The following is a 22152-nucleotide window of genomic DNA, read 5'->3' as shown; positions in this document are numbered from 1 at the left end:
AGAGGTGGCGACGTCTGCGACAGCAGAGTCGACCCGGAACGGAGCCATGAGAGAAGTGCCGGTCGTGCGGATGCGCATCCGAAGCGCATCCTGAAGTAGCGCAGACGGCCTTCGATCGAAGCGGCCGGAATCAGGTCGGAACAGGTTCCGGCGGCCACTACCGAGGACCGATCTGCTCGAGTGTCACGTCCAGCAGGACTTCACGGCAACGATCAGTGGTCAGCCTATCATTACGGGCTGGCCTGCAGAAACGACTCGGCCGCCCCCGGGGATGCGGAGGCGGCCGATCATCGGAGAATCGTCGATCAGCGACGCAGACCCAGACGCTCGATCAGCGAACGGTAGCGGTTGATGTCGACCTTCGCGACGTACTTCAACAGACGGCGACGGCGACCCACCAGCAGCAGCAGACCACGACGGCTGTGGTGATCGTGCTTGTGCGTCTTGAGGTGCTCGGTCAGATCGGTGATGCGCTTGGTGAGCAACGCGACCTGCGCCTCGGGCGAACCGGTGTCGGTCTCGTGCAGCCCGTACTCGGCGAGGACGTCCTTCTTTTCGGCGGCAGTCAGTGCCATGGAGATACTCCTGGATTCTCAGTCCCGCGTTCTTCGGTTACCGCCGGACACCTACCCAGGTACCACGACAGTCGGCGCGCCACCGCGGACCGCAGCAACGCCGACCGATGACTTTACCAGCGCAAACGAACGCGGCCAAAATCGCCGACGGTCAACCCCGCTCGGCCAGCACCCGACGGGTGTCCTCGACGTCGGTGGCGATGGCGGTGATCAGGTCTGCCACGTCGGGGTAGTTCTCCATCCCGCGCAGTCGGCCCACGAAGTCGATCGCGACGTGCTGCCCGTAGAGGTCGGCGCTCTTGTCGAGGACGAACGCCTCGACCGTCCGGGTCCGACCCGAGAAGGTCGGGTTGGTCCCCACCGACACCGCGGCCTGATACCGCTGTCCCGGCTCGACCTGTCCGACGACGGGTCCGACCCCCAACACCGAGAACCACGCGGCATACACCCCATCGGCGGGAATGGCCGCGTACATCGGCGGGGCGACGTTGGCGGTCGGAAATCCGAGCTCTCGACCGCGTCCGTCGCCGCGCACCACAACGCCTTCCACTCGGTGCGGACGTCCGAGCGCCTCGGCAGCGGCCTCGACGTCGCCGGCCGCGACACACGAACGGATGTAGGTCGACGAGAAGGTCACCGCATGCTCACCGAACAACGAGATGGCCTGCACCTCGAACCCGAACATCTGCCCGAGCTCGGCGAGTTTGGTGACGTCGCCGGCCGCCTTCTTACCGAAGGTGAAATTGTCGCCGACCACGACATCAGCCGCGTGCAGGGTCTCGACCAGGATGTCGTGGGCGAAGTCCTTGGGGGAACGCGACGCCAGTTCCGGCGTGAACGGCATGACGCAGAAGACGTCGATGCCGAGCTGTTCGGCCAGCTCCGCCCGCCGGGTCAGCGTGGTGAGCTGCGGCGGATGCGTGCCGGGCCGCACCACCTCGGCCGGGTGCGGGTCGAAGGTCATCAGCACGGCGGGCACGCCGCGTTCTTTCGCCGCTGTGGTCGCGGCATGGATCAACTGGGCATGGCCGCGGTGCACTCCGTCGAACACACCGATCGTGACCACGCATCTACCCCAGTCCGCGGGGATGTCCTCGAGACCTCGCCAACGCAACACGCGCACCAGCCTACGGCCCGCCGCGACGACAAACCACATCCGGCCGTCGGTGGTGAACAGCGTGTTTCACCGGACCTCGGATGGTTGAACGCAGCGGGAACTGCCGACGACGCGACGGCTGCTGTCGCCGGCCGGGCGGGCACACCCTAAGCTCGAAGAATGCCCCAGTCCCGCGCGGCCCGAGCCGACATGCCCGCATCGGGCGGAGATGTCGACGCCCGAATCACGTCGGCCGAGCGACCGGTGACCGAACTGTCCAATGTCACCCAGGACTACCTGAAAGTCATCTGGACGCTTCAGGAGTGGGCAGACGTGAAGGTCACCACCAAGATGCTCGCCGAACGTCTCGGGGTGTCGGCATCGACTGCATCGGAGGCCATTCGCAAACTCGCCGATCAGGGTCTGGTGTCGCACGAACGGTACGGGTCGGTCACCCTCACCGACGAGGGGCAGTCCGCGGCGGTGCTGATGGTCCGCCGACATCGACTCATCGAGACCTTCCTGGTGCGCGAACTCGGCTACGGCTGGGATGAGGTGCACGACGAAGCCGAGGTGCTCGAGCACGCGGTATCGGACCGGCTGATGTCCCGGTTGGACGCGAAACTCGGCTTCCCCAGTCGGGATCCGCACGGCGATCCGATCCCGGCCCTCGACGGTTCGGTGCCCAGCCCGGACGCCAGGCTGCTCTCCGAGCTCGAGGTCGACGAATCGGGCACGGTGGCACGGATCTCCGACGACGACCCGGAGATGCTGCGCTACTTCGACGAGGTCGGGGTCGCCCTGGACCGCGTGGTCACGGTCGTGGAGAAACGACCGTTCGCCGGCACGATTTCGATCTCGGTGGACGGCAGCGAGCAGATCGACCTCGGTGACATCGCCGCCCGGGCGATCTTTTTGGTGACGCCGCCGTGATCGTGGGGCGGTCGCTGACCCCGGGGTCAGCGTAGCGTCGCCGGCCGCACCACCATCACCGAACTGGCGCGGCGCCCCTTCTCCTGTACGAGTGCGATAGCCCGACCGTCCGGGTCGATCACCACGTAGGTCTCCTTGCGGCCGATCGGGGTCAACCATCGCCCCTGACTGATCGACTCCGCTTCGTCGGCATCGATGTCGCGGTGCGGGAAGGACAGTTTCGCAGCCTCATCGATCGTCAGCGACAGACCGGGGCCTTCGCTCAGCATCTCCAGCGTGCGAGCGTTCTCGAGAGTGAACGGCCCGACGGCCGTGCGGCGCAGCGCCGTCAGGTGGCCGCCGACCTCCAGTGCGGAACCGAGATCGCGGGCCAGCGAGCGGATGTAGGTGCCGGCCGAACAATCGACCTCGACATCCACATCGACGAAGCCGTCGTCGGTTCGCCGGATGCCGACGATGTCGAACCTGCTGACCGTCACCGGCCGGGCCGCGAGATCGAACTCCGCGCCGGTACGCACCAGGCTGTGTGCGCGTCTGCCGTCGACCTTGATCGCACTGACCCGGGCCGGAATCTGTTCGATGTCACCGGTCAGAGCCGCGATGCCGGCGGCGATCTCGTTGTCGGTCAGATGTGCCGCATCAACACGCGAGATCGTCTCGCCCTCACGATCGTCGGTGTCGGTGGCCGCACCGAGCCGCATGGTCGCCACGTAGGACTTGGTGGTCAGCGAAAGCAGTCCCAGCAGCTTGGTGGCCCGTTCGATACCCACCACCAGCACGCCGGTGGCCATCGGGTCGAGCGTGCCGGCGTGTCCGACCCGCCTGGTGTTGAACAGCTTTCGGCATCTCGACACGACATCGTGGCTGGTCATGCCGGGGTCTTTGTCGACGACGATCAGGCCGGCGTTCTCAATCGATGCATCGGCCATGTCAGAGGTGCGCAATCGTCGTCGTGATGAGTCCCTGGTCGATCAACCATCGTCCGCGCAGTTCCACCAGCGGCGCCCCACCATCGACCGCGGCTGGGTCGATGAGGATTGCCGAAGTGAACGTGCCGGCCCGTTCGGACGTCTGGTCAAACGTGATGTGGGCGTCCTCGAAACCGAGCCACCGCTGCGTCAGCGGGAACCACGCCTTGTAGGTGGCCTCCTTGGCGCAGAACAGCAACCGATCCCAGTGCACTCCGGCCGGGCGGGTGGCGAGCACCGCACGTTCGGCCTCCAGGCTGGTGTGCTCGAGAACTCCGGCGGGCAGGCGATCGTGTGGTTCGGCGTCGATACCGAGAGACCGGACCTGCAGCGCGTAGGCGACCACGGCCGCCCGATATCCGTCGCAGTGGGTCAGACTTCCCACGACCCGGTCGGGCCAGACCGGCATCCCGCGCTCACCGCGCATGATGGGAGCGGGTTCGATTCCCAACTGCCCCATGGCCTGTCGCGCACAGTACCGCGCGGTGGTGAACTCGCGCCGCCGCTTCTCCACGGCCCGTTCGATCAGGGACCGTTCGGCGGGCAGCGGTTCGATGCCCGGTGGGTCCTCGAACGCCTCGGCCGCGGCGACACCGCTCGGCACGAGCTGTTCGATCATCTGTCGCCCTCCTGGGGACGTGTGGTGGGTCGTGCGGCCCGACGCTCGCGCCGCTCGGCGATGCGGCGCGCGAACTCGGCGGCGCGTTGCTCGTAGTCCGGCGGCAGTTCGAACCGTGCGCCGTGACCGGGCAGGTCGTCCTCGGTGAGCCCTGGGTCCGGAATGATCGGCCGCAGCAAGGGATCCGGTAGCCCGCGGCGCTTCCATTCGCGCGGATACCCGACCGACACCTCTTCGAAGCGTACGCCGTCGTACCAGGTGGTCCGCGGGATGTGCAGATGGCCGTACACGCAGCACGCGGCGTTGTACCGGGTGTGCCAGTCGGCAGTGAGTTCGCTTCCGCACCAGAGCGCGAACTCCGGGTACATCAGGGCGTCGGTGGGTTCCCGACGCAACGGCCAATGGTTGATCAGCACAGTGGGTTCGGCGGTATCCAGTGCATCGAGGCGCCGGCGCGTCGACTCGATGCGCGCCCGACCCCACGCATCGCGGGTGGGGAACGGCTCCGGCGAGAGCAAGAACTCGTCAGTGGCGACGACGTTTCGTTCGCGGGCCAACGCCAGCGCGGTCAGCGTGGTGGTGGTGCCCTCGGGACGGAAGGTGTAGTCGTAGAGCAGGAACATCGGCACCACCCGAACGCCCGGCGATCCGTCGCCGGGGTCGAACAACGGGTAGATGTCCTCCGGCGTCACGACACCGATGTCTCGGCAGGCCTGCACCAGATAGTCGTAGCGCGCGACGCCGAAGATCTGCAGCGGGTCCTTCGCGGTGGTGTAGAGCTCGTGGTTGCCCGGCACCCACACTACGGTGTGAAACCTCGTTCGCAGCCGCCGCAACGTGTCGATGATGTCATCGGTGCGTTCGGCGACATCGCCCGCGACGATCAGCCAGTCATCACTGCTCTGCGGCCGGATCTGGTCGACGATGTGCTCGTTGCCCCGATGCGCGACATGGAGGTCACTGATCGCCCACAACGTCGCCATCCGTTCAGCCTAACGATGTGGCCGCGGTCACCTCGGAGCAGCCCGACCGCCGCGCCTCGGTCAGCGGACCGGCGCCCCGGGGAGTGCGGACTTCTCGTAGGTGAGCACACCGTCGGGCTCGGTGACGTACTCGCCGACGCAGCGTCCCGTGATGGCCGCGACCGTGACGTCCCAGATCTTGGGGTCGAACGGTTCGAAGGTGTGCTCGAGCCCGAGCGCCGGCAGCGACTCGTTGGCCGGGATCGGAGTGACCCGGCACTGACCTCCGTCGAGGTGGCCGTCGACCCACTCGCGGGCGCTGCGGACGCCGTAGTACTGCGTGGAGCCCGGGGTGTCGTCGCCTTCGTTCAAAGCTGTCAAGAATGGGGTTCCAGGGCACACCTCGGGGGCGGCCGGTTGGCCACAGGCGCCCGGCGAGCCGTACTGCGGGCTGCCGAACGCGAGGTAGGTGGACACCTTCTGGTGTCCACCCATCTCCTTGAGATACAGGCGGGAGCTGACACCGCCGATGCTGTGACCGACCAAGGCGACCTGGACCCCGGGATGCTCGCGGTGAAGTCTGTCCACCGCGGCGCCGATCTGCTTCGCCTCGGCGGTCATGTCGGCGCCCGGGAGGTCGAGGACCGTGGTGGGATATCCGCGCGCCGTCAGGTTCTGGGCCATCGGCTGATACGGCAGGGCCCCGAGGTACTGCCCCGGGACGATCAGGACGTGCGTCGTCGCAGCCGGCGCGGCGCCGGCCGGAACGGCGCCGGCCGGAACGGCGCCGGCCGGAACGGCGCCGGTGGACAGACACATCGCGAACACGCCGCACACGACGGCGACGAGGAATCGGATCGACATGAGGTAAGGGTAACCGAAGCCGCGGCACGAACTTACCCTTTGGTCAGGTCTGCATGCCCGTGCGGCGCCAATCACCCGATCGCACACGATGGGCGACGGCGACCAACCGGAGAACCATGAACACCACCAGGCCGCTCCAGATGCCGGCGAGACCCCAATCGAACACCAGCGACAACCAGATCAGTGGCAGGAATCCGCCGAGCGCAGCGGCCAGCGTGGCAGTGCGCAGGAATCGGGCGTCACCCGCCCCGAGGAGCACCCCGTCGAGCGCGAACACGACGCCCGCGATGGGCAACATCGCGACGAAGAACCACCACGGCGTCTCGATCGCGTCGAGGATCGCCGGGTCCGAGGTGAACAGCCGCGGGATCAGTGCCGCGCCGAGCGCGAAGACCGCCGCCGCTGCGCCGGCCGCGGCCACCGACACCACGGTCACGCGACGCGCCGTACCCACCGCGGAGCCGACGGCTCCCGCACCCAGCGCAGCCCCCACCAGCGACTGCGCGGCGATGGCGAGCGAGTCGAGAAACAGCGACATGAACTCCCACAGTTGCAGCACCACCTGGTGGGCCGCGACGGCGTGAACGCCGAACCGTGCTGCCACCGCGGCAGCGGAGAGGAAACACACCTGGAAGGACAGACTGCGCAGCACCAGATCCCGCGCCATCACCAGTTGCGCCCCGATCACCCGTCGATCCGGGGCGATCCGTGGCGTGTCCGACCGACGGACCGCACGAACCACCCGGATGGCGAACAGCAGCCCCGTCAGGCCCTGTCCCACCAGGTTCGCCACGGCGCTCCCAGGCAGGCCCATCCGGGGAAACGGGCCGACACCGTGGGTCAGACCGACCACCAACACCGCCGCCACCGACAGCCCGACCACGACGTAGACAACCGGTCGCCGGGTGTCCTGCACCCCACGCATCCAGCCGTTGCCGGCCATCGACAACAGGATCAGCGGAACGCCGAACATGGCGATCCGCAGCCAGCCGGCCCCGTCGGCGACGACCTGTTGCGAATCCGCCGAGCCGGTACCGACGAGCACCCGCATCACCACCGGCGCCAGTGGGTACATCACCGCCACCAGCGCAACACCGACTCCGAGCGCGATCCAGCTCGCCTGTACCCCTTCGGATATCGCACCCGATCGGTCGCCTGCGCCGAATCGACGGGCCGACCGCGCGGTGGTTCCGTAGGAGAGAAAGGTGAGCTGGGTGCTGATCACCGACAGCACCAACGTTCCCACACCGAGCGCAGCCAGTTCGTTGCCGCCGAGGCGACCGACCACGGCGAGGTCGAGAAGCAGATACAGCGGCGGCGCGATGAGTACCGCCAGCGCCGACACGGTGAGCACCGCGATGCGCCGACCGCTCGGCGTCGACGGCGGCACGCTCGTGACGTCCGACTCTCTCAGAGGGACTCCACCAGTCGCGCGACGACGGCGTCGGCGGTGCCGGTGTCGCTGTATCCCGATGCGTGCCGATGGCCACCACCACCGCGTGCCGCGACGATAGGAACGAGGTCCACGGCGCGTTTGGATCGCAGCGACACGGCCCATTCTCCGGGCGCGGTCTCTTTGAAGACTGCGGCGACCTCGGCCTCGACGGCCGTGCGCACGATGTCGATGACGCTCTCGGATTCCTCCCAGCTCATCGCGGAGAGGACGTCGTGACCCACCACCGCATAGACGATCCCCTCGCCGTTGCAGGCGTGCGGGTCGAGACGCGCGGTCGCGAGCACCTGCGACACCAGGGAGAACCAGGCGAACGGGTGACTGTCGATCAGTGCGCGGCTCCACGCCCGTCCGTCGACTCCGGCGTCGAGCAGCCGTGCGGCCACCCGGAACGACTCGGGTCGGGCCCAGCGGAACGAGCCGGTGTCGGTGACGATGCCCGCGTAGAGGCAGGTGGCGATGTCGACGTCGAGTTCGACACCGAGTTCGTCGAGCACCGCCAACACCAACACAGCGGTACAGTCTGCCGCCGGATCGATCAGGTCGTGGTCGCCGAACCCGTTGTTGGAGGCATGGTGATCGATTGTCACCGAGCACTCCGCAGCCGAGAACACCGGCGCCAGCCCATCGAGCCGCCCCAGGCTGGCTGCGTCCACCGACACCACCACCGGATGCCCCACCACCTCGGCCGCCGGCACGAGCAGCTTGCTACCGGGAAGCTCGCCCAATACCGCCGGCAATGCCACGGTGTCGGGAAACGCGACCTCCACCTCGGTGCCGAGGTGGGTCAGTGCCAACCCCAGCGCCAGCCCGCTGCCGATGGTGTCCGCGTCCGGGCGCACGTGGCAGAGGATTGTCACGGCGGATACCCCGGTGAGAGCACCGGCGACCGCCGTGCTGGTCGCGGCCGTCACTCCGGCGAACCGTCCTCGTCGCCGGGCTCGTCGTCGCGGCTGCGGTAGGGGTCGGCCTCACCCGCGGGGGTCGCGGTCGCCGCCTGACGCGCCACCAGCTCATCGTTGGCGCGGGCGCGCGCCACCAGTTCCTCCATTTGACGCGCCGCATCGGGCACGGTGTCGAGCGCGAAGGTCAGCGTCGGGGTGAACCGAACGCCGGTGCCCGCACCGACTTTGGATCGCAGAATGCCGGTGGCCTTGGCCAAGCCGGCTGCAGCGGCGTCGTAGTCCGGTTCGGCGTCTATGGATTCGCCCATCACGGTGTAGAAGATCGTCGCGTCGTGCAGATCGTTGGTGACACGTGCGTCGGTGATGGTCACGTGTGCGAGCCGCGGATCCTTGATCTCGGTGCCGATCGCCGAGGCGACGATCGACGAGATGCGCTTCGCCAAGCGGGCGGCTCGTGCCGAATCAACCATGATGGTCCTTTCCACTGGGAAACTACTCCCCTTCGGTCCGCGCGCGCAGCGGCACGCGGACCGAAGGGGAGGTGGGTTGTCGCGGCGGACTCAGTCGCGCGGCTTCTCCTGCAATTCGTAACTCTCGATGACGTCGTCGACCTTGATGTCGCTGTAGGTGAGCGTGAGACCACATTCGTAGCCTTCGCGGACCTCGGTCGCGTCATCCTTCTCGCGCCGCAGAGAGGCGATCGACAGGTTCTCGGCGATCACCACGTTGTCGCGGAGCAGGCGGGCCTTGGCATTACGCCGCATGATGCCCGACTGGACCAGACAGCCGGCGATGTTGCCGACCTTCGACGACTTGAAGATGGCCCGGATCTCGGCGCGGCCGAGCTCCACCTCTTCGTAGATCGGCTTGAGCATGCCCTTGAGCGCGCTCTCGATCTCGTCGATGGCCTGGTAGATGACCGAGTAGTACCGGATGTCGACGCCCTCGCGGTTGGCCAGCTCGGTGGCCTTGCCCTCCGCACGCACGTTGAACCCGATGATGATCGCGTCCGACGCCGCCGCGAGGTTGACGTTGGTCTCGGTGACACCACCGACACCGCGGTCGATGACCCGCAGCGAGACCTCATCGCCCATGTCGATCCCCAGCAACGCCTCTTCGAGCGCCTCGACGGTACCCGAGTTGTCGCCCTTGAGGATGAGGTTGAGCTGGCTGGTCTCCTTGAGCGCCGAATCCAGGTCTTCCAGACTGATCCGCTTACGGCTGCGCGCGGCCAGCGCATTGCGCTTGCGCGCGTTGCGCCGGTCGGCGATCTGCCGGGCGGTGCGGTCCTCTTCGACGACGAGCAGGTTGTCGCCCGCGCCGGGCACCGAGGTGAATCCGATGACCTGGACCGGACGCGACGGTAGCGCCTCGGCGACGTCGTCGCCGTGCTCGTCGACCATGCGGCGGACACGTCCGTAGGCGTCACCCGCGACGATCGAGTCGCCGACCTTGAGGGTGCCGCGCTGCACGAGCACGGTCGCCACCGGTCCGCGACCACGGTCGAGGTGTGCCTCGATCGCGACACCCTGGGCGTCCATGTCCGGGTTGGCCCGCAGATCCAGCGAGGCATCCGCGGTCAGCAGGACCGCTTCGAGCAGCGCGTCGATGTTGTCGCCCTGCTTGGCCGAGATGTCGACGAACATGGTCTCGCCGCCGTACTCCTCGGGGATCAGGCCGTACTCGGTCAGCTGACCGCGGATCTTGGCCGGGTCGGCGCCTTCCTTGTCGATCTTGTTGACCGCGACCACGATCGGCACGTCGGCCGCCTGGGCGTGGTTGACCGCCTCCACCGTCTGCGGCATGACGCCGTCGTCGGCCGCGACCACGAGGATCGCAATGTCGGTGGCCTTCGCGCCACGGGCACGCATGGCGGTGAACGCCTCGTGACCCGGGGTGTCGATGAACGTGATCAGACGATCGTCCCCGTTGAGGTGGGTGTTCACCTGGTAAGCGCCGATGTGCTGGGTGATGCCACCGGCCTCCGCCTCACGGACATTGGCCTTGCGCACGGTGTCGAGCAGTCGGGTCTTGCCGTGGTCGACGTGACCCATGACGGTGACCACCGGCGGACGCTGCTCGAGATCCTCTTCGCCGCCCTCGTCCTCGCCGTAGGACAGATCGAAGCTCTCCAGGAGCTCGCGATCCTCGTCTTCGGGGCTGACGACCTGGACGGTGTAGTTCATCTCCGAGCCGAGCAGCTCCAGCGTCTCGTCGTTGACCGACTCGGTCGCCGTGACCATCTCGCCGAGGTTGAACAACGCCTGGACCAGCGATGCCGGGTTGGCATCGATTTTGTCGGCGAAGTCCGACAGCGAGGCACCACGAGCGAGACGGATGGTCTCGCCGTTGCCGCGCGGCAGCCGAACGCCACCGACGGCCGGAGCCTGCATGTTCTCGTACTCGGCGCGTTTTGCCCGCTTCGACTTGCGTCCTCTGCGCGGGGCACCGCCGGGACGACCGAACGCACCCGCGGCACCGCCGCGACCGCGACCGCCGCCGCCACCTGGGCGTCCGCGGAAACCGCCGGGCGCGCCGCCGCCACCGCCGGGGCCGCCACGGAAGCCGCCGCCTCCGCCGCCGCCACCACGGCCGCCACCACCGCCGGGTCCGCCGCGACCGGGACGTCCGGCGTCCGGACGCGCCGCACGGCTCGGCATCGCGCCCGGGCTCGGGCGTGGGGGCATGCTACCGGGGCTGGGACGGGGTCCGCCCTGACCGGGAGCGGGACGACCGCCACCCTGACCTGGGCGTCCACCGGCCCCGGGCCGACCGCCGCCGGGACGCGGGCCACCCTGCCCCGGACCGGGACGAGGACCCTGCGGCCGTGGAGCGGGCGCCGGCGCGGATGAGTACGGGTTGTTGCCGACACGCGGTGCGCGCGGGCCGGGCTTGGGACCGGGACGCGGGCCGGGTCGGGCCGCGGGAGCGCTGCCGGCGTCTTTCGCGGCCGGAGCTTCCGGCTTGGGAGCCGGGGCGGGCTTCGGCTTCGCCGGGGACGGCGTGGGGGCCGGGGCCGGAGACGGAGTCGACGACGGGGCCGGGGTGGCGTCGGCCGCCGCGGCCGGGGACGGGCCCGGGGTCGGTGCGCCGGGCTTGGGGCCGGGCCGTGCCGGTCCGGGTTTGGCGCCGGAGCCGTTGGCGCCGGGCTTGGGTGCACCGCCGGGCTTGGGCGCCGACTTGGCGCCTTCCTTGGACCCGGAGGACTTGGGGAATGATTCGCGGAGTCGACGGGCCACTGGGGCCTCCACCGTCGACGACGCAGATTTGACGAACTCGCCTTGCTCCTTCAGTCGCTCGAGCACCTGCTTGCTCGTCACGCCGAGTTCTTTGGCCAGTTCATGCACGCGGGCCTTGCCTGCCACTGCTCTCCTCACTTGTGAGGTCGAGCGGGCTGCCCGCTACGACCTCGGTTTACGTCCGATACGCGCTCATCGTGGGTACTTCACGGTGTGCTCATAGTCTTCTGCTACCTGTTCCGGCCGCGACGGCCATCTTCTTCGGTGATCTCGCCGATCGCTTCGGCGAGGTCGTCGGGGTCCACGGTCAGACCGGGGACCCGTAGCGCCGAGGGAAACGCCTTGCGTCGCACCGCGGCGGTCACACAGTCCCTCCGCGGGTGCAACCAGGCACCTCGTCCCGGCATGGTTCGCGCGAGGTCCACAACCAGTTGTGACGTGTTGTCGTCCTGTCGGACGGCAACCCGGACCAGATCGGCTGCTTCGGCGCGCTTGCGACAGCCGACACACATCCGGACCGGCCCGAGGTGGGCGAAACCGTCCTGCTCGCTTCGATCCGGGGGTGGCGTCAACAGTCTTCGCTGAACCATCGATCAGTCTAGCGCGCCGTAGGTGTTCTCGGACAACCGGCTGCTCAGTCGGCGTGCGACAGGCCCGGACGGCCGCTGTGCGCGGTCGGCGGCGCCGGATCGGCGTCAGAGCGGATGTCGATCCGCCAGCCGGTGAGCCGGGCGGCGAGTCGAGCGTTCTGGCCTTCCTTGCCGATCGCCAGAGACAACTGATAGTCGGGTACGACGACTCGTGCGGCCTTGGCGGCGAGGTCGACGACCTCGACCGAGACAACCTTCGCCGGCGACAATGCATTCCCGACGAACACCCCCGGGTCGCTGTCGTAGTCGATGATGTCGATCTTCTCGCCGGCCAGTTCGCTCATCACGTTGCGGACCCGCTGCCCCATCGGTCCGATGCACGCGCCCTTGGCGTTGAGTCCGCTCACGCCGGTGTGCACCGCGATCTTCGAGCGATGTCCGGCCTCCCGGGCGACAGCGACGATCTCCACCGATCCGTCCTCGATTTCCGGGACCTCGAGCGAGAACAACTTGCGCACCAGATTCGGGTGCGTGCGCGACAACGTGATCTGCGGCCCACGCGGTCCACGAGAAACGCCCACGACGTAGCACTTGATGCGGTCGCCGTGCTCGTACGTCTCGCCCGGCACCTGCTCGGCGGTCGGGATGACCCCCTCGGCGCTGTTCGCGTCGCTGCCGATCTGCACCACGATCATCCCGCGGGCGTTGGCGCGGGCGTCCGCCTGCACGACGCCACCGACGATCTCACCCTCGTGGGTGGCGAAGTCGCCGAAGTTCTTCTCGTTCTCCGCGTCGCGGAGGCGCTGCAGGATCACCTGACGTGCGGTGGTGGCGGCGATCCGGCCGAAACCCTCCGGGGTGTCGTCCCACTCGTGGACCACATCGCCGTTGTCGTCGAGCTCCTGCGCGAGCACCCGCACCGCACCGGTCTTGCGATTCACGTCGATGCGGGCGTGCGGCGCGAAGCCGTCGGTGTGCCGGTAGGCCGTCAGCAGGGCGGTCTCGATCGCGGTGATCACCGTCTCGATGGAGATGCCCTTGTCGGCCTCGATCATGCGCAGCGCATTGATGTCGATGTTCATCTGGCAGTTCTCCTATTCATTTGTGGCTCCTATTCACTTGTCTGGGCTGTTCACTTGTCTGGGCTGTTCACTTGTCTGGGCCGTCCGCTTGCGTTCGGGCGTTCTGTTGTCCGATTTGATTGTGCGCAGTTACACGCGATTTGTGAATGCGTCGGTGGTGGTGTGTCCGCTCAGGGCGCCTGGCGACGCCGCGCGATTTCGTCGGCCTCGAGGCCACACAGCTCTAGTTCGGCGGAACTCGGGCGGGAGAAGTCCACGCCCACCACGGCGTTGGTCACCGACTCCAGCATCACCCGCAGGGCACTCAGGCGACCACGGTTGTTGACGACGATCTCCACCGCGTCCTCATCGACCGATCCGACCCGACCATCGAGGTGCGCCGGGGCACCGGCGGCGTCGACGTAGTCAACCGACACCTTGCGGCCGGTGGCGCGCCGCCAATGCCGGGGCAGGGTGAGGGGGCGGTCCACACCGGGCGAGGTGACCTCGAGCACGTAGGCGGCGTCAGCGGTCTCGGGCGCCGCGTCGAGAACGTCGGAGATCTGTCGACTGAGGTCGGCGAGGACGTCGAGTTCGCCGCCACCATCGCGGTCGACGACGATGCTGACGTCGGTCCGGCCGGTGGAGCCGGTGACATGTACATCCTCGAGGTCGAAGCCCTCGGCGGTGACGACCGATTCGACGAGTCGGTGCACCTGTTCGGCGGTGAGCGGCACAAGCGCCTCCTCGTCTTCAGTTGTCGCGACGATGCTGTGGACTGATGGTCACGGCGGTGATGGACCGCTCGTGTGCAGTGGCCCATCGTAGACCATCGTGATGGCACCGACGACCAGCCGACCGGCTCGTGCTCGAAAGCGGGAAGTCTGCTGGCATCATGTCTCGCGTGACCACACCCCTCCCCCGCCGTTCGGTCCTGCGCGGCAGTCTGGTCGTCGTAGCCGGAGGTGTCGCGACATCCATGGTGGCGGCCTGCGACCGAGGCCCGACTGCCGATCAGATCACCGCCGCCGCCCTGGCACCGCTCGCCGATGCTGCGCTGGCCGATCAGGCTGCCGCGCAGGCATTGGCTCCGCAGGTGCCGGAGTACAGCAATGCCCTCGGGGTGGTCGCGAACCAACGCGGTGAGCACGCCCAGGCCCTGCGCGAGGAGATCACCCGTCTCGACGAACGCACCGCCGCACGCCTCGGCACGGCGGGAGCTGCAGGATCGGGGTCGACGCCGGGGACTCCGACGTCGGGGACGGCCCCGGCTCCGTCGGCGCCTGTTCCGACCGTCTCCACGGTTGCCGGGATGCGCGGGCTGCTACAGCAATCGGCACGCACCTCCGCGGACGCGACGGTGTCATTGAACGGTTACCCGGCCGGTCTTGCCGGCGCGATCAGCGCCTCTGTGACAAGCATGGTGGAGGTGCAGCTCGCATGACCGCCACGACTGACGCACTCGCTGCCGCCGTCGATGCCGAGGACGCCGCGATCTTCACCTACGGAGTGTCGACCGCCTACGTTTCCACCGCGCGGCGTTCGATGGTGGCGGAATACGTTGCTGCGCATCGTGTTCGACGGAATGAACTGGTAGCCGCGCTGACGGCCGCGGGCGTGGCCGCACCACAAGCGGCCGCCGGCTACACACTGCCGGTGGATGTCGATGATTCGGTGACGGCGGTCCAGGCGCTCCTCGCCGCCGAAGTCGACTGCACGGTCGCCTATCGCGCGCTCATCGAGCAGAGCGAGGATGCCACGGCGCGCCGCACGGGACTCGACGGACTCACCGAATCATCGGTGCGCGCGGCCAATTGGCGTGTAGCACTGCGTGAATCACCGGTCACCGTCCCCTTCCCCGGACGCGCCGGCTGATCCGGATGAAGGCTCGGGCCACCCACGACGCGCACCCGCTGCGCATCCGCGCATGTCGCGACGTGCGCGGATGCCGATCGCGTGCGCGGATCGATCCGTTGTCGGCGATCACCTGACCCGGCGACCGCGCCCCCGGCCTACCGGGCAGCCTCGGTCACCCGTGTCACGGCGTCGTCGACCGGCACCTCGGTGGCCTCCCCGGTGAAGCGGTCGCGGATCTCGATGGTGCCGTTGGCATATCCGCGGCCAACCACGACGACCACGGGCATCCCGAGCAGTTCGGCGTCCTTGAACTTCACGCCCGGCGAGGCCTTGCGATCGTCGAGCAGCACCGACAACCCTGCCGCGTCGAGATCCTCGGCCAACTGGTGGGCGCCGGCGATGGCGGCCTCGTCCTTGTTTGCGATCACGAGGTGGACCGCGAAGGGTGCCACCGACCGAGGCCACCGCAGGCCCTTTTCGTCGTGGCACTGTTCGGCGATCACGGCGACCAGGCGCGAGACCCCGACGCCGTAAGAGCCCATGGTGAGGCGCACCGGTTTTCCGCTCTCGCCCAGCACATCCACCTCGAAGGCATCGGTGTACTTCTGACCGAGCTGGAAGATGTGGCCGATCTCGATGCCCTTGGCCGAGACCAGCGGCCCCTTGCCGTCCGGAGACGGGTCCCCGTCGCGGACCTCGGCTGCCTCGATCGTGCCGTCCGGGGTGAAGTCGCGTCCGGCGACGAGGTTCACGAAGTGCTTGCCAGGCTGGTCGGCGCCGGTGATCCAGGAGGTGCCGTCCACCACCCGCGGGTCAACCAGGAAACGGACGCCGTTGGCCGCCAGTGCCTTCGGTCCTATGTATCCCTTCACGAGAAACGGGTTCGCGGCGAAATCCTCGTCGGAGAGGATCTCCACCTCGGCCGGTTCGAGCGCCGCCTCGAGACGCTTCATGTCGACCTCACGGTCGCCGGGCACACCGATACCGGTGATCTCCCAGTCGCCGCCCGGTTGGCGCACCTTGACCAACACGTTCTTCAAAGTGTCGTGTCCGCCGAACGTGCCGTCCAGAGTGGCGTTGGCCCACCGCACGAGTGAGTCGATGGTCGGGGTGTCCGGGGTGTTGTGGACCTCGGCCTCCGGCAGACCCTCGAACGGGATCGGTTCGGGAGCCGGGGTGACCACCGCTTCCACATTGGCGGCGTACCCGGATTCCACACACCGGACGAAGGTGTCCTCGCCCACCTCGCTCTCGGCGAGGAACTCCTCGGACGCGCTGCCGCCCATCGCCCCGGAGGTGGCCGCGACGATGACGTAGTCGACCTCCAGGCGCCGGAAGATTTTCTGATACGCCTCCCGGTGGGCGGTGTAGGCCTTCTTCAACCCGTCGTCGTCGAGGTCGAACGAATAGGCGTCCTTCATGACGAACTCGCGCCCACGCAGGATGCCGGCACGGGGCCGCTCCTCGTCGCGGTACTTCGTCTGCACCTGATACAGGATCACCGGCAGATCTTTGTAGGAGGAGTACTCCCCCTTGACCAACTGCGCGAACAGCTCCTCGTGGGTGGGTCCGAGAAGCATGTCGGCGCCCTTGCGGTCCTTGAGCCGGAACAGGTTGTCGCCGTATTCGGTCCATCGCCCGGTGGATTCGTAAGGGTCGCGCGGCAGCAGCGCCGGCAGCAGGATCTCCTGCGCCCCGATGGCGTCCATCTCCTCGCGCACCACCTGCTCGACAGCGCGCAGCACCCGCAGACCCAGCGGCAGCCAGCTGTACACCCCGGGCGCCGCTCGGCGGACATAGCCGGCCCGGACGAGGAGTTTGTGGCTGGGGACCTCCGCGTCGGCCGGGTCATCACGGAGTGTGCGCAGGAACAGCGTCGACATGCGAGTGATCACAGGTGACCAGCTTAGACGTGCCGATCTGCGGCTCGTTATGGTGTTGCGGTGCTCGTCATCCTCCCTCCCTCCGAGACCAAATCCGACGGTGGGCGTGGTGCGCCGCTCGACCTGGACACCCTGGTGTTTCCGGAGCTCAATCCCATCCGCAAACGCATCGCCGAGTCGCTCGTCGAGTTGTCGGCAGATCTCGACGCCAGCCGAGCCGCCCTCGGGTTGGGCCGTACCCAGCTGGCGGAGGTGGACCGCAACGCGGATCTGTGGCTCGCCCCCACCCGACCGGCGATCGAGCGCTACACGGGGGTGCTCTACGACGCACTCGACCACGGTGCCATGACCCGCGCACAGAAGACCAAAGCCGGCGAACGCCTCGCCATCGGTTCGGCATTGTTCGGCGTGGTCCGTGCCAGCGACATGATTCCGGCGTACCGGCTGTCGGGCGGCTCCAAGTTGCCCGGCATGTCGACGCTGGCGTCGGTCTGGAAGCCGGAGTTGTCGAACAGTCTCGCCGCTGTGGACGACTTCATCGTCGACCTACGGTCCGGGGTGTATCAGCAACTCGGCCCGGTTCGCGACGCCGTCACCGCCACCGTGGTGACCGAGGCCGCCGACGGCAGCCGGAAAGTGGTCAGCCACTTCAACAAGCACTACAAAGGGCTGATGGCCCGCGCCCTGGTGCACACTCGCCGAAACGTGCGAGACGTCGACGGTCTCGCCGCCGTGTTGTCCGACGCGGGCCAGCGGGTCGAGATCGAGGGCTCCGAGCAGATCGTGGTTATCACCGACTGACCGCAGCACTCCGCCGCCGGGCCAGCGGCCTCAGTGCTGGGTGCGCTCGTCGACGTCGAGGTTGGCGTTGGCGGCTTCCTGCGCCGCCTGACCTTCGGCCACTTCCTCCGGGGTGAACCGCATGAACAGCACCACCACGGCGGCGAGCACTGCGATCCCGGCGCAGCAGGCGAAGGCGAGACCGTAGCCGCTGGCCTGCGCGGCGAGTTCGGTCGGGTTCATCTCCTCGACGGGCCGGGTGGTGCCACCCTCCGACAGCGCCCGCGAGGTGACTGCGGCGCCCACGGCCACCAGACCGATCGCACCACCGAGGTTCTGCGCCACCTGGGCGAGCGCGGTCAGCGGGCCGATCTCGGTGGGGCCCACTCCGGCGACGACCGACAGGGTCAGCGGGATGACGGCGAAGCCGACACCGAAACCGATCACCACCACGGGCAGGCCGATGCTCGGGAAGTATCCGGGACTGCCGGTGGCGATCGACGATGCGTACAGGCAGCCGGCCAGGATGATCGCGCCACCGAGCAACACCAGCCACCGAGGCTGGATGATCAGCGCCAGCTTCGAGGCGATGGCGGCCGCGATGCCGAGGCCGAACGCGAAGGGCACCACGGCCATCCCGCTCTGGATCGGCGAGTACTTGAGAATGCCCTGCAGATACAGCGAGATGAACACCGCCATGCACATCATGATCATGCTGGCGAAGAAGATCGCGACGAGCGCGGCGACACGGCTGCGATTGTCGAACAACACAAACGGCAGGATCGGATTGGCGGCCTGTCGTTCGACGATGACGAAGGCGGTCAGGGCGAGGCCACCGAGAATGAACGATCCCACCACCAGCGGGCGCGCCCACCCGTCGGGTCCCTCGTTGACCGCCAGCACCAGCAAGGTGCAGCCGAGTGTGCCGAGGATCGCGCCGGGAATGTCGAGCGACAACCGCTCACCCTGCGACTCGCGCAGTACCGCGACCGCACCGACGGCGACGAGCACCCCGATGGGCACGTTGATGAGGAACACCAGCCGCCACGACACCTGGGTGAGGACGCCACCGAGAATGAGTCCGGCGACCGAGCCGACGCCGGTCATCGCCGCATAGATGGCGAACGCCTGACTGCGCGCCTTTCCGGGTGCGAAGGTGGTCGCGACCAGCGCCATCGCCGTCGGCGCGGCGATCGCCGCCGAGGCCCCCTGCAAGGCGCGCCCGACGATGAGACTGGCCTCGTTCCATGCGACACCGCACAGCAGCGAGGTGACGGTGAAGGCCACCACACCGATGACGAACATCCGCTTTCGCCCGAACGCGTCGCCGAGACGGCCGCCGAGCAACATCAGCCCGCCGAATGCGAGGACGTAACTACTGATGATCCAGTTGGCACCGGACTCCGAGAGCGACAGCGCATCGCGGATCTTGGGCAACGCGAGGGCGGCCACGGTGCCGTCGAGCACCATGAGCAGCTGCATTCCGCTCAGCACCAGGATCGCGGGCCCGAAGACGTTGCGGTAGGCCGGCACGCCGGCGTGCACGGGGCTCGACGTTTCGGGGGCTGACATAAAGTTCGACGGTACCGTCCGGCGCCCCGAATATGCCAATCGCCGTTGGCCCGTTTCGGTCGGTTGTGCCCGCGCTACGTCGCCAGGTCGGTGAATCCGGCCACGTCGCCGATCACGACGATCGCCGGCGGCCGCAATCCGTGCTCGTCGGCGGTGGCCGCGGCATGCTCCAGGTCGGTACGCAGGACACGCTGCGTGGGCAGCGACCCGTTCTCGATCATCGCGACCGGGGTGGCAGGCGGCTTGCCGCCGGCCAGGAGCGCATCGGCGAACACGTCGACGCGTTCGACCGCCATCATCAGCACCAGCGTCCCGCGCAGTTTACTGATCGCCGGCCAGTCGATCAGCGAATCGGGATGATCCGGGGCGACATGACCGGAGGCGATGACGACCTCGTGGGTCACGCCCCGATGGGTGACCGGGATGCCGGCCGACGCCGGGGCGGCGATCGGGCTGCTGATGCCGGGGACCACCGTCACCGGCACGCCTGCCTCGACACACGCCTGCACCTCTTCGAAGCCGCGTCCGTAGACATAGGGGTCGCCGCCTTTGAGTCGCACCACGAACTTGCCCGCCTGCGCGCGCTCCACCAGCACCGAGTTGATGGCGTCCTGTTTCATGGAGCGGCCGTAGGGCACCTTCGCGGCGTCGATGATCTCCACCTGCGGGCCGAGTTCGGCGAGCAATTGCGCGGGCGCCAACCGATCGGCGACAACGACGTCGGCCTGAGCCAGCAGTTTCTGGCCGCGCACGGTGATCAGGTCGGGATCGCCGGGACCACCGCCGACGAGCGCCACCCCCGCGGCATGCGGTGCGTCGTCCTCGACACGCAGCGACCCGTCGGCCAGCGCCCGGCCGATCGCGGCCCGCAACGCCGCCGACATCCGGTGGTCGCCACCGGCGAGCACACCGAACTGCAGATCCCGATGTCGGCCGGACGCCGGGGTGACCGCGGTGCCGAAGCGCGCGTCGTCGGCGCGGACACAGAAGGTGTGGCGGGCCTCGGCGTCGGCCACCACCTGCGCGTTGACCGCCGGGTCGTCGGTGCAGGCCATCACGTACCACGCCCCGTCGAGGTCGCCGTTCTCATAGGCTCGGTGCGACACCGAGATCCCGACGGTGGACTCGACCGCGGGTGTCGGGTCGATGGCGATCACGTGGACGTCGGCGCCGGCAGCGATCAGATTGGGCAGTCGGCGCTGGGCCACCGACCCACCGCCCACCACGACCACCCGGCGACCGACCAGGTCGAGACCGACCAGGTAGTGACCGCCGGAGCTGTCGTTCGGCGACCCGGGGGTCGGGGACGTTTCGGTTGCGGGACGGGCACCATCGGCACCGTCGGACACGCCTGAGGACATGACCCACGAGCCTACCGACCCTCCATCGGTCGGGCCGACCAGTGCCGGTCTCCCTTCCTCGCCGCCCGCTCAGGCCACCCGGTCAGCCCGGCAGCCGGCCGCTCCGCCGGGCGAGTTCCCACACGTCGGCGACCGGAACTCCGAGACGGTGAGCCGATGACCGCAGCAGCTCCGCGAGCAGCACCGATGTCGCGTACTCGCCGAGCGCCGGATCCTCGGGTTGCATACGGATCGAGTTCCACCAGCTCACGTTGCCGCAGCTGGCCGCCTCGGCCATGGCGATGGCGGTGTCGAAGCCGGCGATCGGGGCCTCGGCGATCGGGGCCGCGGTGTCGGTGTCGGTCACAGCAGCGCGTCCGAATCGACCCCGCGTGCCCGCTGTCGCTGCAAGGCCCGCTCACGCGACTCCTCGAACCTGCGGACCTTGACGTCCATCTCGTCGAGGAACCGGCCCAGCAGGTCGCGGTAGTGCTCGCCGAGCGGTCCGAAGTCGTCGCGCTCGAAGATCCGCCACTTGCGCAACACCGGCATCACTACCTCGGACAGGTGTTGCGGGAGGTCGTAGATGCCACCCTTCGCGATGAGCACGGCGTTGCGTCGGAAGTTCGGCATCGTGGCACCGGGCATCTGGAAGTTGGCGACGATCCCGTAGATCGCGGCCATCGTCTGATCGGGCAGCAGGTCGAGCGCACCGGCGACGATGTTGCGGTAGAAGAGCATGTGCAGGTTCTCGTCGGCGGCCACCCGCGCCAGCATGCGGTCGGCGACCGGGTCACCGCACGCCTTGCCGGTGTTGCGATGTGACACCCGCGTCGCGAGTTCCTGGAAGCTGACGTAGCTGACCGCATAGAGCATGTCGTAGCTGTGGTCGCGTTGCCCGTCGTCAGCGGGCAGCGGGTTGAACCCGTGGGTCATGTGGGCCATCCGGGTGTTCTCCAGCTCCACCGGATCCACCCCGCGGGTCACCACCAGGTAGTCGCGCATGACGACCGAATGCCGCATCTCCTCGGCGGTCCAGCGTCCCACCCAGAATCCCCACGCGTCGTCGAGGCTGAAGTTCTCGGCGATGACGCGGTGATACGAGGGCAGATTGTCCTCGGTGAGCAAGTTGGTGATCATCGCGGCCTTGGCGGTCTCCGACAGCTGCGATTGCGACGGGTCCCAGTCCACCCCGCCCAGCGCGGCGAAGTTGCGCCCGTCGTCCCATGGCACGTAGTCGTGCGGATGCCAGTCCTTGGTCATCTTCATGTGCCGGTCGACCTCGGTCTCGCACACCGGCAACAACTCTCGGAGCAGATCCGACCCGGACATCCGGTTGTCGGTCACCGCGGGTGGATCGATCAGACTGGTCATCGCTCTCCTCGGGGTCACACGGATATGACGCGATCAACTCTGCTCGCGGGTGGCCGTGCGTCTCGTGGGCCGAAAGTCCCG

At 68.1% G+C, this 22152-nt stretch carries 22 protein-coding genes; 4 read left to right on the top strand and 18 right to left on the bottom strand.

The annotated features are described in order from the left end of the window. Window positions 1-305 precede the first annotated feature (305 nt). Both rpsO and ACIGKQ_RS04845 read right to left on the bottom strand, forming a co-directional pair. Window positions 306-575: a 30S ribosomal protein S15 gene (gene rpsO, locus ACIGKQ_RS04850; protein WP_235722223.1), complete on the bottom strand. Its 270-nt coding sequence runs from the start codon at window positions 573-575 to the stop codon at window positions 306-308. Between the two features lie 151 nt (window positions 576-726). Next, a complete protein-coding gene (locus tag ACIGKQ_RS04845; protein WP_235722224.1) occupies window positions 727-1692 on the bottom strand; it encodes a bifunctional riboflavin kinase/FAD synthetase in 966 nt (321 codons plus the stop codon). A 189-nt stretch (window positions 1693-1881) separates the two neighbouring features. On the opposite strand from ACIGKQ_RS04845, the gene ACIGKQ_RS04840 reads away from it, so the two are divergent. Further along, a complete protein-coding gene (locus ACIGKQ_RS04840) occupies window positions 1882-2604 on the top strand; it encodes a metal-dependent transcriptional regulator (RefSeq protein WP_287015658.1) in 723 nt (240 codons plus the stop codon). A 26-nt stretch (window positions 2605-2630) separates the two neighbouring features. Here ACIGKQ_RS04840 and truB read toward each other — a convergent pair whose 3' ends face one another. The 11 genes from truB to rimP all read right to left on the bottom strand — a co-directional run bounded on the left by truB (window position 2631) and on the right by rimP (window position 14002). Beyond that, complete coding sequence (gene truB, locus ACIGKQ_RS04835; RefSeq protein ID WP_235722225.1) at window positions 2631-3533, bottom strand: tRNA pseudouridine(55) synthase TruB; 903 nt, start codon at window positions 3531-3533, stop codon at window positions 2631-2633. 1 nt (window position 3534) lies between these two features. After that, the gene (locus tag ACIGKQ_RS04830; protein WP_235722226.1) at window positions 3535-4191 is read right to left on the bottom strand and encodes a 4'-phosphopantetheinyl transferase; all 657 of its coding nucleotides are present in this window, start codon (window positions 4189-4191) and stop codon (window positions 3535-3537) included. After that, window positions 4188-5174, bottom strand: a complete 987-nt coding sequence (locus ACIGKQ_RS04825) for a metallophosphoesterase (RefSeq protein WP_235722227.1) — start codon at window positions 5172-5174, stop codon at window positions 4188-4190. Before ACIGKQ_RS04825 ends, ACIGKQ_RS04830 begins: the two co-directional genes overlap by 4 nt. Before the next feature lie 60 nt (window positions 5175-5234). After that, entirely contained in the window at window positions 5235-6017 is a 783-nt protein-coding gene (locus tag ACIGKQ_RS04820; protein ID WP_396572546.1) for an esterase/lipase family protein, read from the bottom strand. A 43-nt stretch (window positions 6018-6060) separates the two neighbouring features. Further along, window positions 6061-7407 (bottom strand): MATE family efflux transporter, encoded by a 1347-nt coding sequence (locus tag ACIGKQ_RS04815; protein WP_235722229.1) that lies wholly within the window; start codon window positions 7405-7407, stop codon window positions 6061-6063. A 20-nt stretch (window positions 7408-7427) separates the two neighbouring features. After that, complete coding sequence (locus ACIGKQ_RS04810; RefSeq protein ID WP_235722230.1) at window positions 7428-8384, bottom strand: bifunctional oligoribonuclease/PAP phosphatase NrnA; 957 nt, start codon at window positions 8382-8384, stop codon at window positions 7428-7430. Continuing rightward, complete coding sequence (rbfA, locus tag ACIGKQ_RS04805) at window positions 8381-8845, bottom strand: 30S ribosome-binding factor RbfA (RefSeq protein WP_396572544.1); 465 nt, start codon at window positions 8843-8845, stop codon at window positions 8381-8383. The genes ACIGKQ_RS04810 and rbfA overlap by 4 nt, the downstream gene beginning before the upstream one ends. Window positions 8846-8935: 90 nt before the next feature. Beyond that, the gene (infB, locus tag ACIGKQ_RS04800; protein ID WP_235722232.1) at window positions 8936-11740 is read right to left on the bottom strand and encodes a translation initiation factor IF-2; all 2805 of its coding nucleotides are present in this window, start codon (window positions 11738-11740) and stop codon (window positions 8936-8938) included. 104 nt (window positions 11741-11844) lie between these two features. Continuing rightward, complete coding sequence (locus tag ACIGKQ_RS04795) at window positions 11845-12126, bottom strand: YlxR family protein (protein WP_396572642.1); 282 nt, start codon at window positions 12124-12126, stop codon at window positions 11845-11847. Between the two features lie 122 nt (window positions 12127-12248). Continuing rightward, window positions 12249-13286 carry a transcription termination factor NusA gene (gene nusA / locus ACIGKQ_RS04790; protein ID WP_396572542.1) on the bottom strand — a complete coding sequence of 346 codons (1038 nt, stop codon included), beginning with the start codon at window positions 13284-13286 and terminating at the stop codon, window positions 12249-12251. Between the two features lie 170 nt (window positions 13287-13456). After that, on the bottom strand, window positions 13457-14002 hold the full coding sequence (gene rimP, locus ACIGKQ_RS04785) for a ribosome maturation factor RimP (RefSeq protein WP_396572540.1): 546 nt from the start codon (window positions 14000-14002) through the stop codon (window positions 13457-13459). Between the two features lie 158 nt (window positions 14003-14160). Between rimP and ACIGKQ_RS04780 the strand changes: the two genes are divergently transcribed. Both ACIGKQ_RS04780 and ACIGKQ_RS04775 read left to right on the top strand, forming a co-directional pair. Then, a complete protein-coding gene (locus tag ACIGKQ_RS04780) occupies window positions 14161-14709 on the top strand; it encodes a hypothetical protein (protein ID WP_396572538.1) in 549 nt (182 codons plus the stop codon). Further along, entirely contained in the window at window positions 14706-15140 is a 435-nt protein-coding gene (locus ACIGKQ_RS04775; protein WP_396572536.1) for a ferritin-like domain-containing protein, read from the top strand. The genes ACIGKQ_RS04780 and ACIGKQ_RS04775 overlap by 4 nt, the downstream gene beginning before the upstream one ends. A gap of 137 nt (window positions 15141-15277) precedes the next feature. On the opposite strand, the gene ACIGKQ_RS04770 is transcribed toward ACIGKQ_RS04775, so the two are convergent. Continuing rightward, entirely contained in the window at window positions 15278-17005 is a 1728-nt protein-coding gene (locus tag ACIGKQ_RS04770; protein ID WP_396572640.1) for a proline--tRNA ligase, read from the bottom strand. Between the two features lie 60 nt (window positions 17006-17065). Here ACIGKQ_RS04770 and yaaA point away from each other — a divergent pair, with 60 nt between their 5' ends. Next, the gene (gene yaaA, locus ACIGKQ_RS04765) at window positions 17066-17806 is read left to right on the top strand and encodes a peroxide stress protein YaaA (protein WP_235722237.1); all 741 of its coding nucleotides are present in this window, start codon (window positions 17066-17068) and stop codon (window positions 17804-17806) included. Window positions 17807-17836: 30 nt separating this feature from the next. On the opposite strand, the gene ACIGKQ_RS04760 is transcribed toward yaaA, so the two are convergent. From ACIGKQ_RS04760 to ACIGKQ_RS04745, 4 genes are all read right to left on the bottom strand, one after another. After that, on the bottom strand, window positions 17837-19357 hold the full coding sequence (locus ACIGKQ_RS04760; protein ID WP_235722238.1) for an MFS transporter: 1521 nt from the start codon (window positions 19355-19357) through the stop codon (window positions 17837-17839). 74 nt (window positions 19358-19431) lie between these two features. Continuing rightward, window positions 19432-20718: a uroporphyrinogen-III C-methyltransferase gene (gene cobA / locus ACIGKQ_RS04755; RefSeq protein ID WP_235722239.1), complete on the bottom strand. Its 1287-nt coding sequence runs from the start codon at window positions 20716-20718 to the stop codon at window positions 19432-19434. A gap of 82 nt (window positions 20719-20800) precedes the next feature. Further along, window positions 20801-21064 carry a hypothetical protein gene (locus ACIGKQ_RS04750; RefSeq protein WP_235722240.1) on the bottom strand — a complete coding sequence of 88 codons (264 nt, stop codon included), beginning with the start codon at window positions 21062-21064 and terminating at the stop codon, window positions 20801-20803. After that, entirely contained in the window at window positions 21061-22071 is a 1011-nt protein-coding gene (locus ACIGKQ_RS04745) for an acyl-ACP desaturase (RefSeq protein ID WP_328713263.1), read from the bottom strand. The genes ACIGKQ_RS04750 and ACIGKQ_RS04745 overlap by 4 nt, the downstream gene beginning before the upstream one ends. Window positions 22072-22152 lie beyond the last annotated feature (81 nt).

Origin of the sequence: Gordonia sp. NPDC062954 (assembly GCF_044543825.1) — a bacterium.
GTDB lineage: Bacteria > Actinomycetota > Actinomycetes > Mycobacteriales > Mycobacteriaceae > Gordonia > Gordonia tangerina.
The sequence above is the reverse complement of the archived record's forward strand: the minus strand, read 5'-3'. Positions and strand labels throughout refer to the sequence as shown.

Coding starts and splice junctions, on each gene's coding strand:
- rpsO (WP_235722223.1), bottom strand. CDS start 575: ATGGCACTGACTGCCGCCGAAAAGAAGGACGTCCTCGCCGAGTACGGG.
- ACIGKQ_RS04840 (WP_287015658.1), top strand. CDS start 1,882: ATGCCCGCATCGGGCGGAGATGTCGACGCCCGAATCACGTCGGCCGAG.
- truB (WP_235722225.1), bottom strand. CDS start 3,533: ATGGCCGATGCATCGATTGAGAACGCCGGCCTGATCGTCGTCGACAAA.
- ACIGKQ_RS04830 (WP_235722226.1), bottom strand. CDS start 4,191: ATGATCGAACAGCTCGTGCCGAGCGGTGTCGCCGCGGCCGAGGCGTTC.
- ACIGKQ_RS04825 (WP_235722227.1), bottom strand. CDS start 5,174: ATGGCGACGTTGTGGGCGATCAGTGACCTCCATGTCGCGCATCGGGGC.
- ACIGKQ_RS04820 (WP_396572546.1), bottom strand. CDS start 6,017: ATGTCGATCCGATTCCTCGTCGCCGTCGTGTGCGGCGTGTTCGCGATG.
- rbfA (WP_396572544.1), bottom strand. CDS start 8,845: ATGGTTGATTCGGCACGAGCCGCCCGCTTGGCGAAGCGCATCTCGTCG.
- ACIGKQ_RS04795 (WP_396572642.1), bottom strand. CDS start 12,126: ATGTGTGTCGGCTGTCGCAAGCGCGCCGAAGCAGCCGATCTGGTCCGG.
- nusA (WP_396572542.1), bottom strand. CDS start 13,286: ATGAACATCGACATCAATGCGCTGCGCATGATCGAGGCCGACAAGGGC.
- ACIGKQ_RS04780 (WP_396572538.1), top strand. CDS start 14,161: ATGTCTCGCGTGACCACACCCCTCCCCCGCCGTTCGGTCCTGCGCGGC.
- ACIGKQ_RS04775 (WP_396572536.1), top strand. CDS start 14,706: ATGACCGCCACGACTGACGCACTCGCTGCCGCCGTCGATGCCGAGGAC.
- ACIGKQ_RS04770 (WP_396572640.1), bottom strand. CDS start 17,005: ATGTCGACGCTGTTCCTGCGCACACTCCGTGATGACCCGGCCGACGCG.
- ACIGKQ_RS04760 (WP_235722238.1), bottom strand. CDS start 19,357: ATGTCAGCCCCCGAAACGTCGAGCCCCGTGCACGCCGGCGTGCCGGCC.
- cobA (WP_235722239.1), bottom strand. CDS start 20,718: ATGTCCTCAGGCGTGTCCGACGGTGCCGATGGTGCCCGTCCCGCAACC.
- ACIGKQ_RS04745 (WP_328713263.1), bottom strand. CDS start 22,071: ATGACCAGTCTGATCGATCCACCCGCGGTGACCGACAACCGGATGTCC.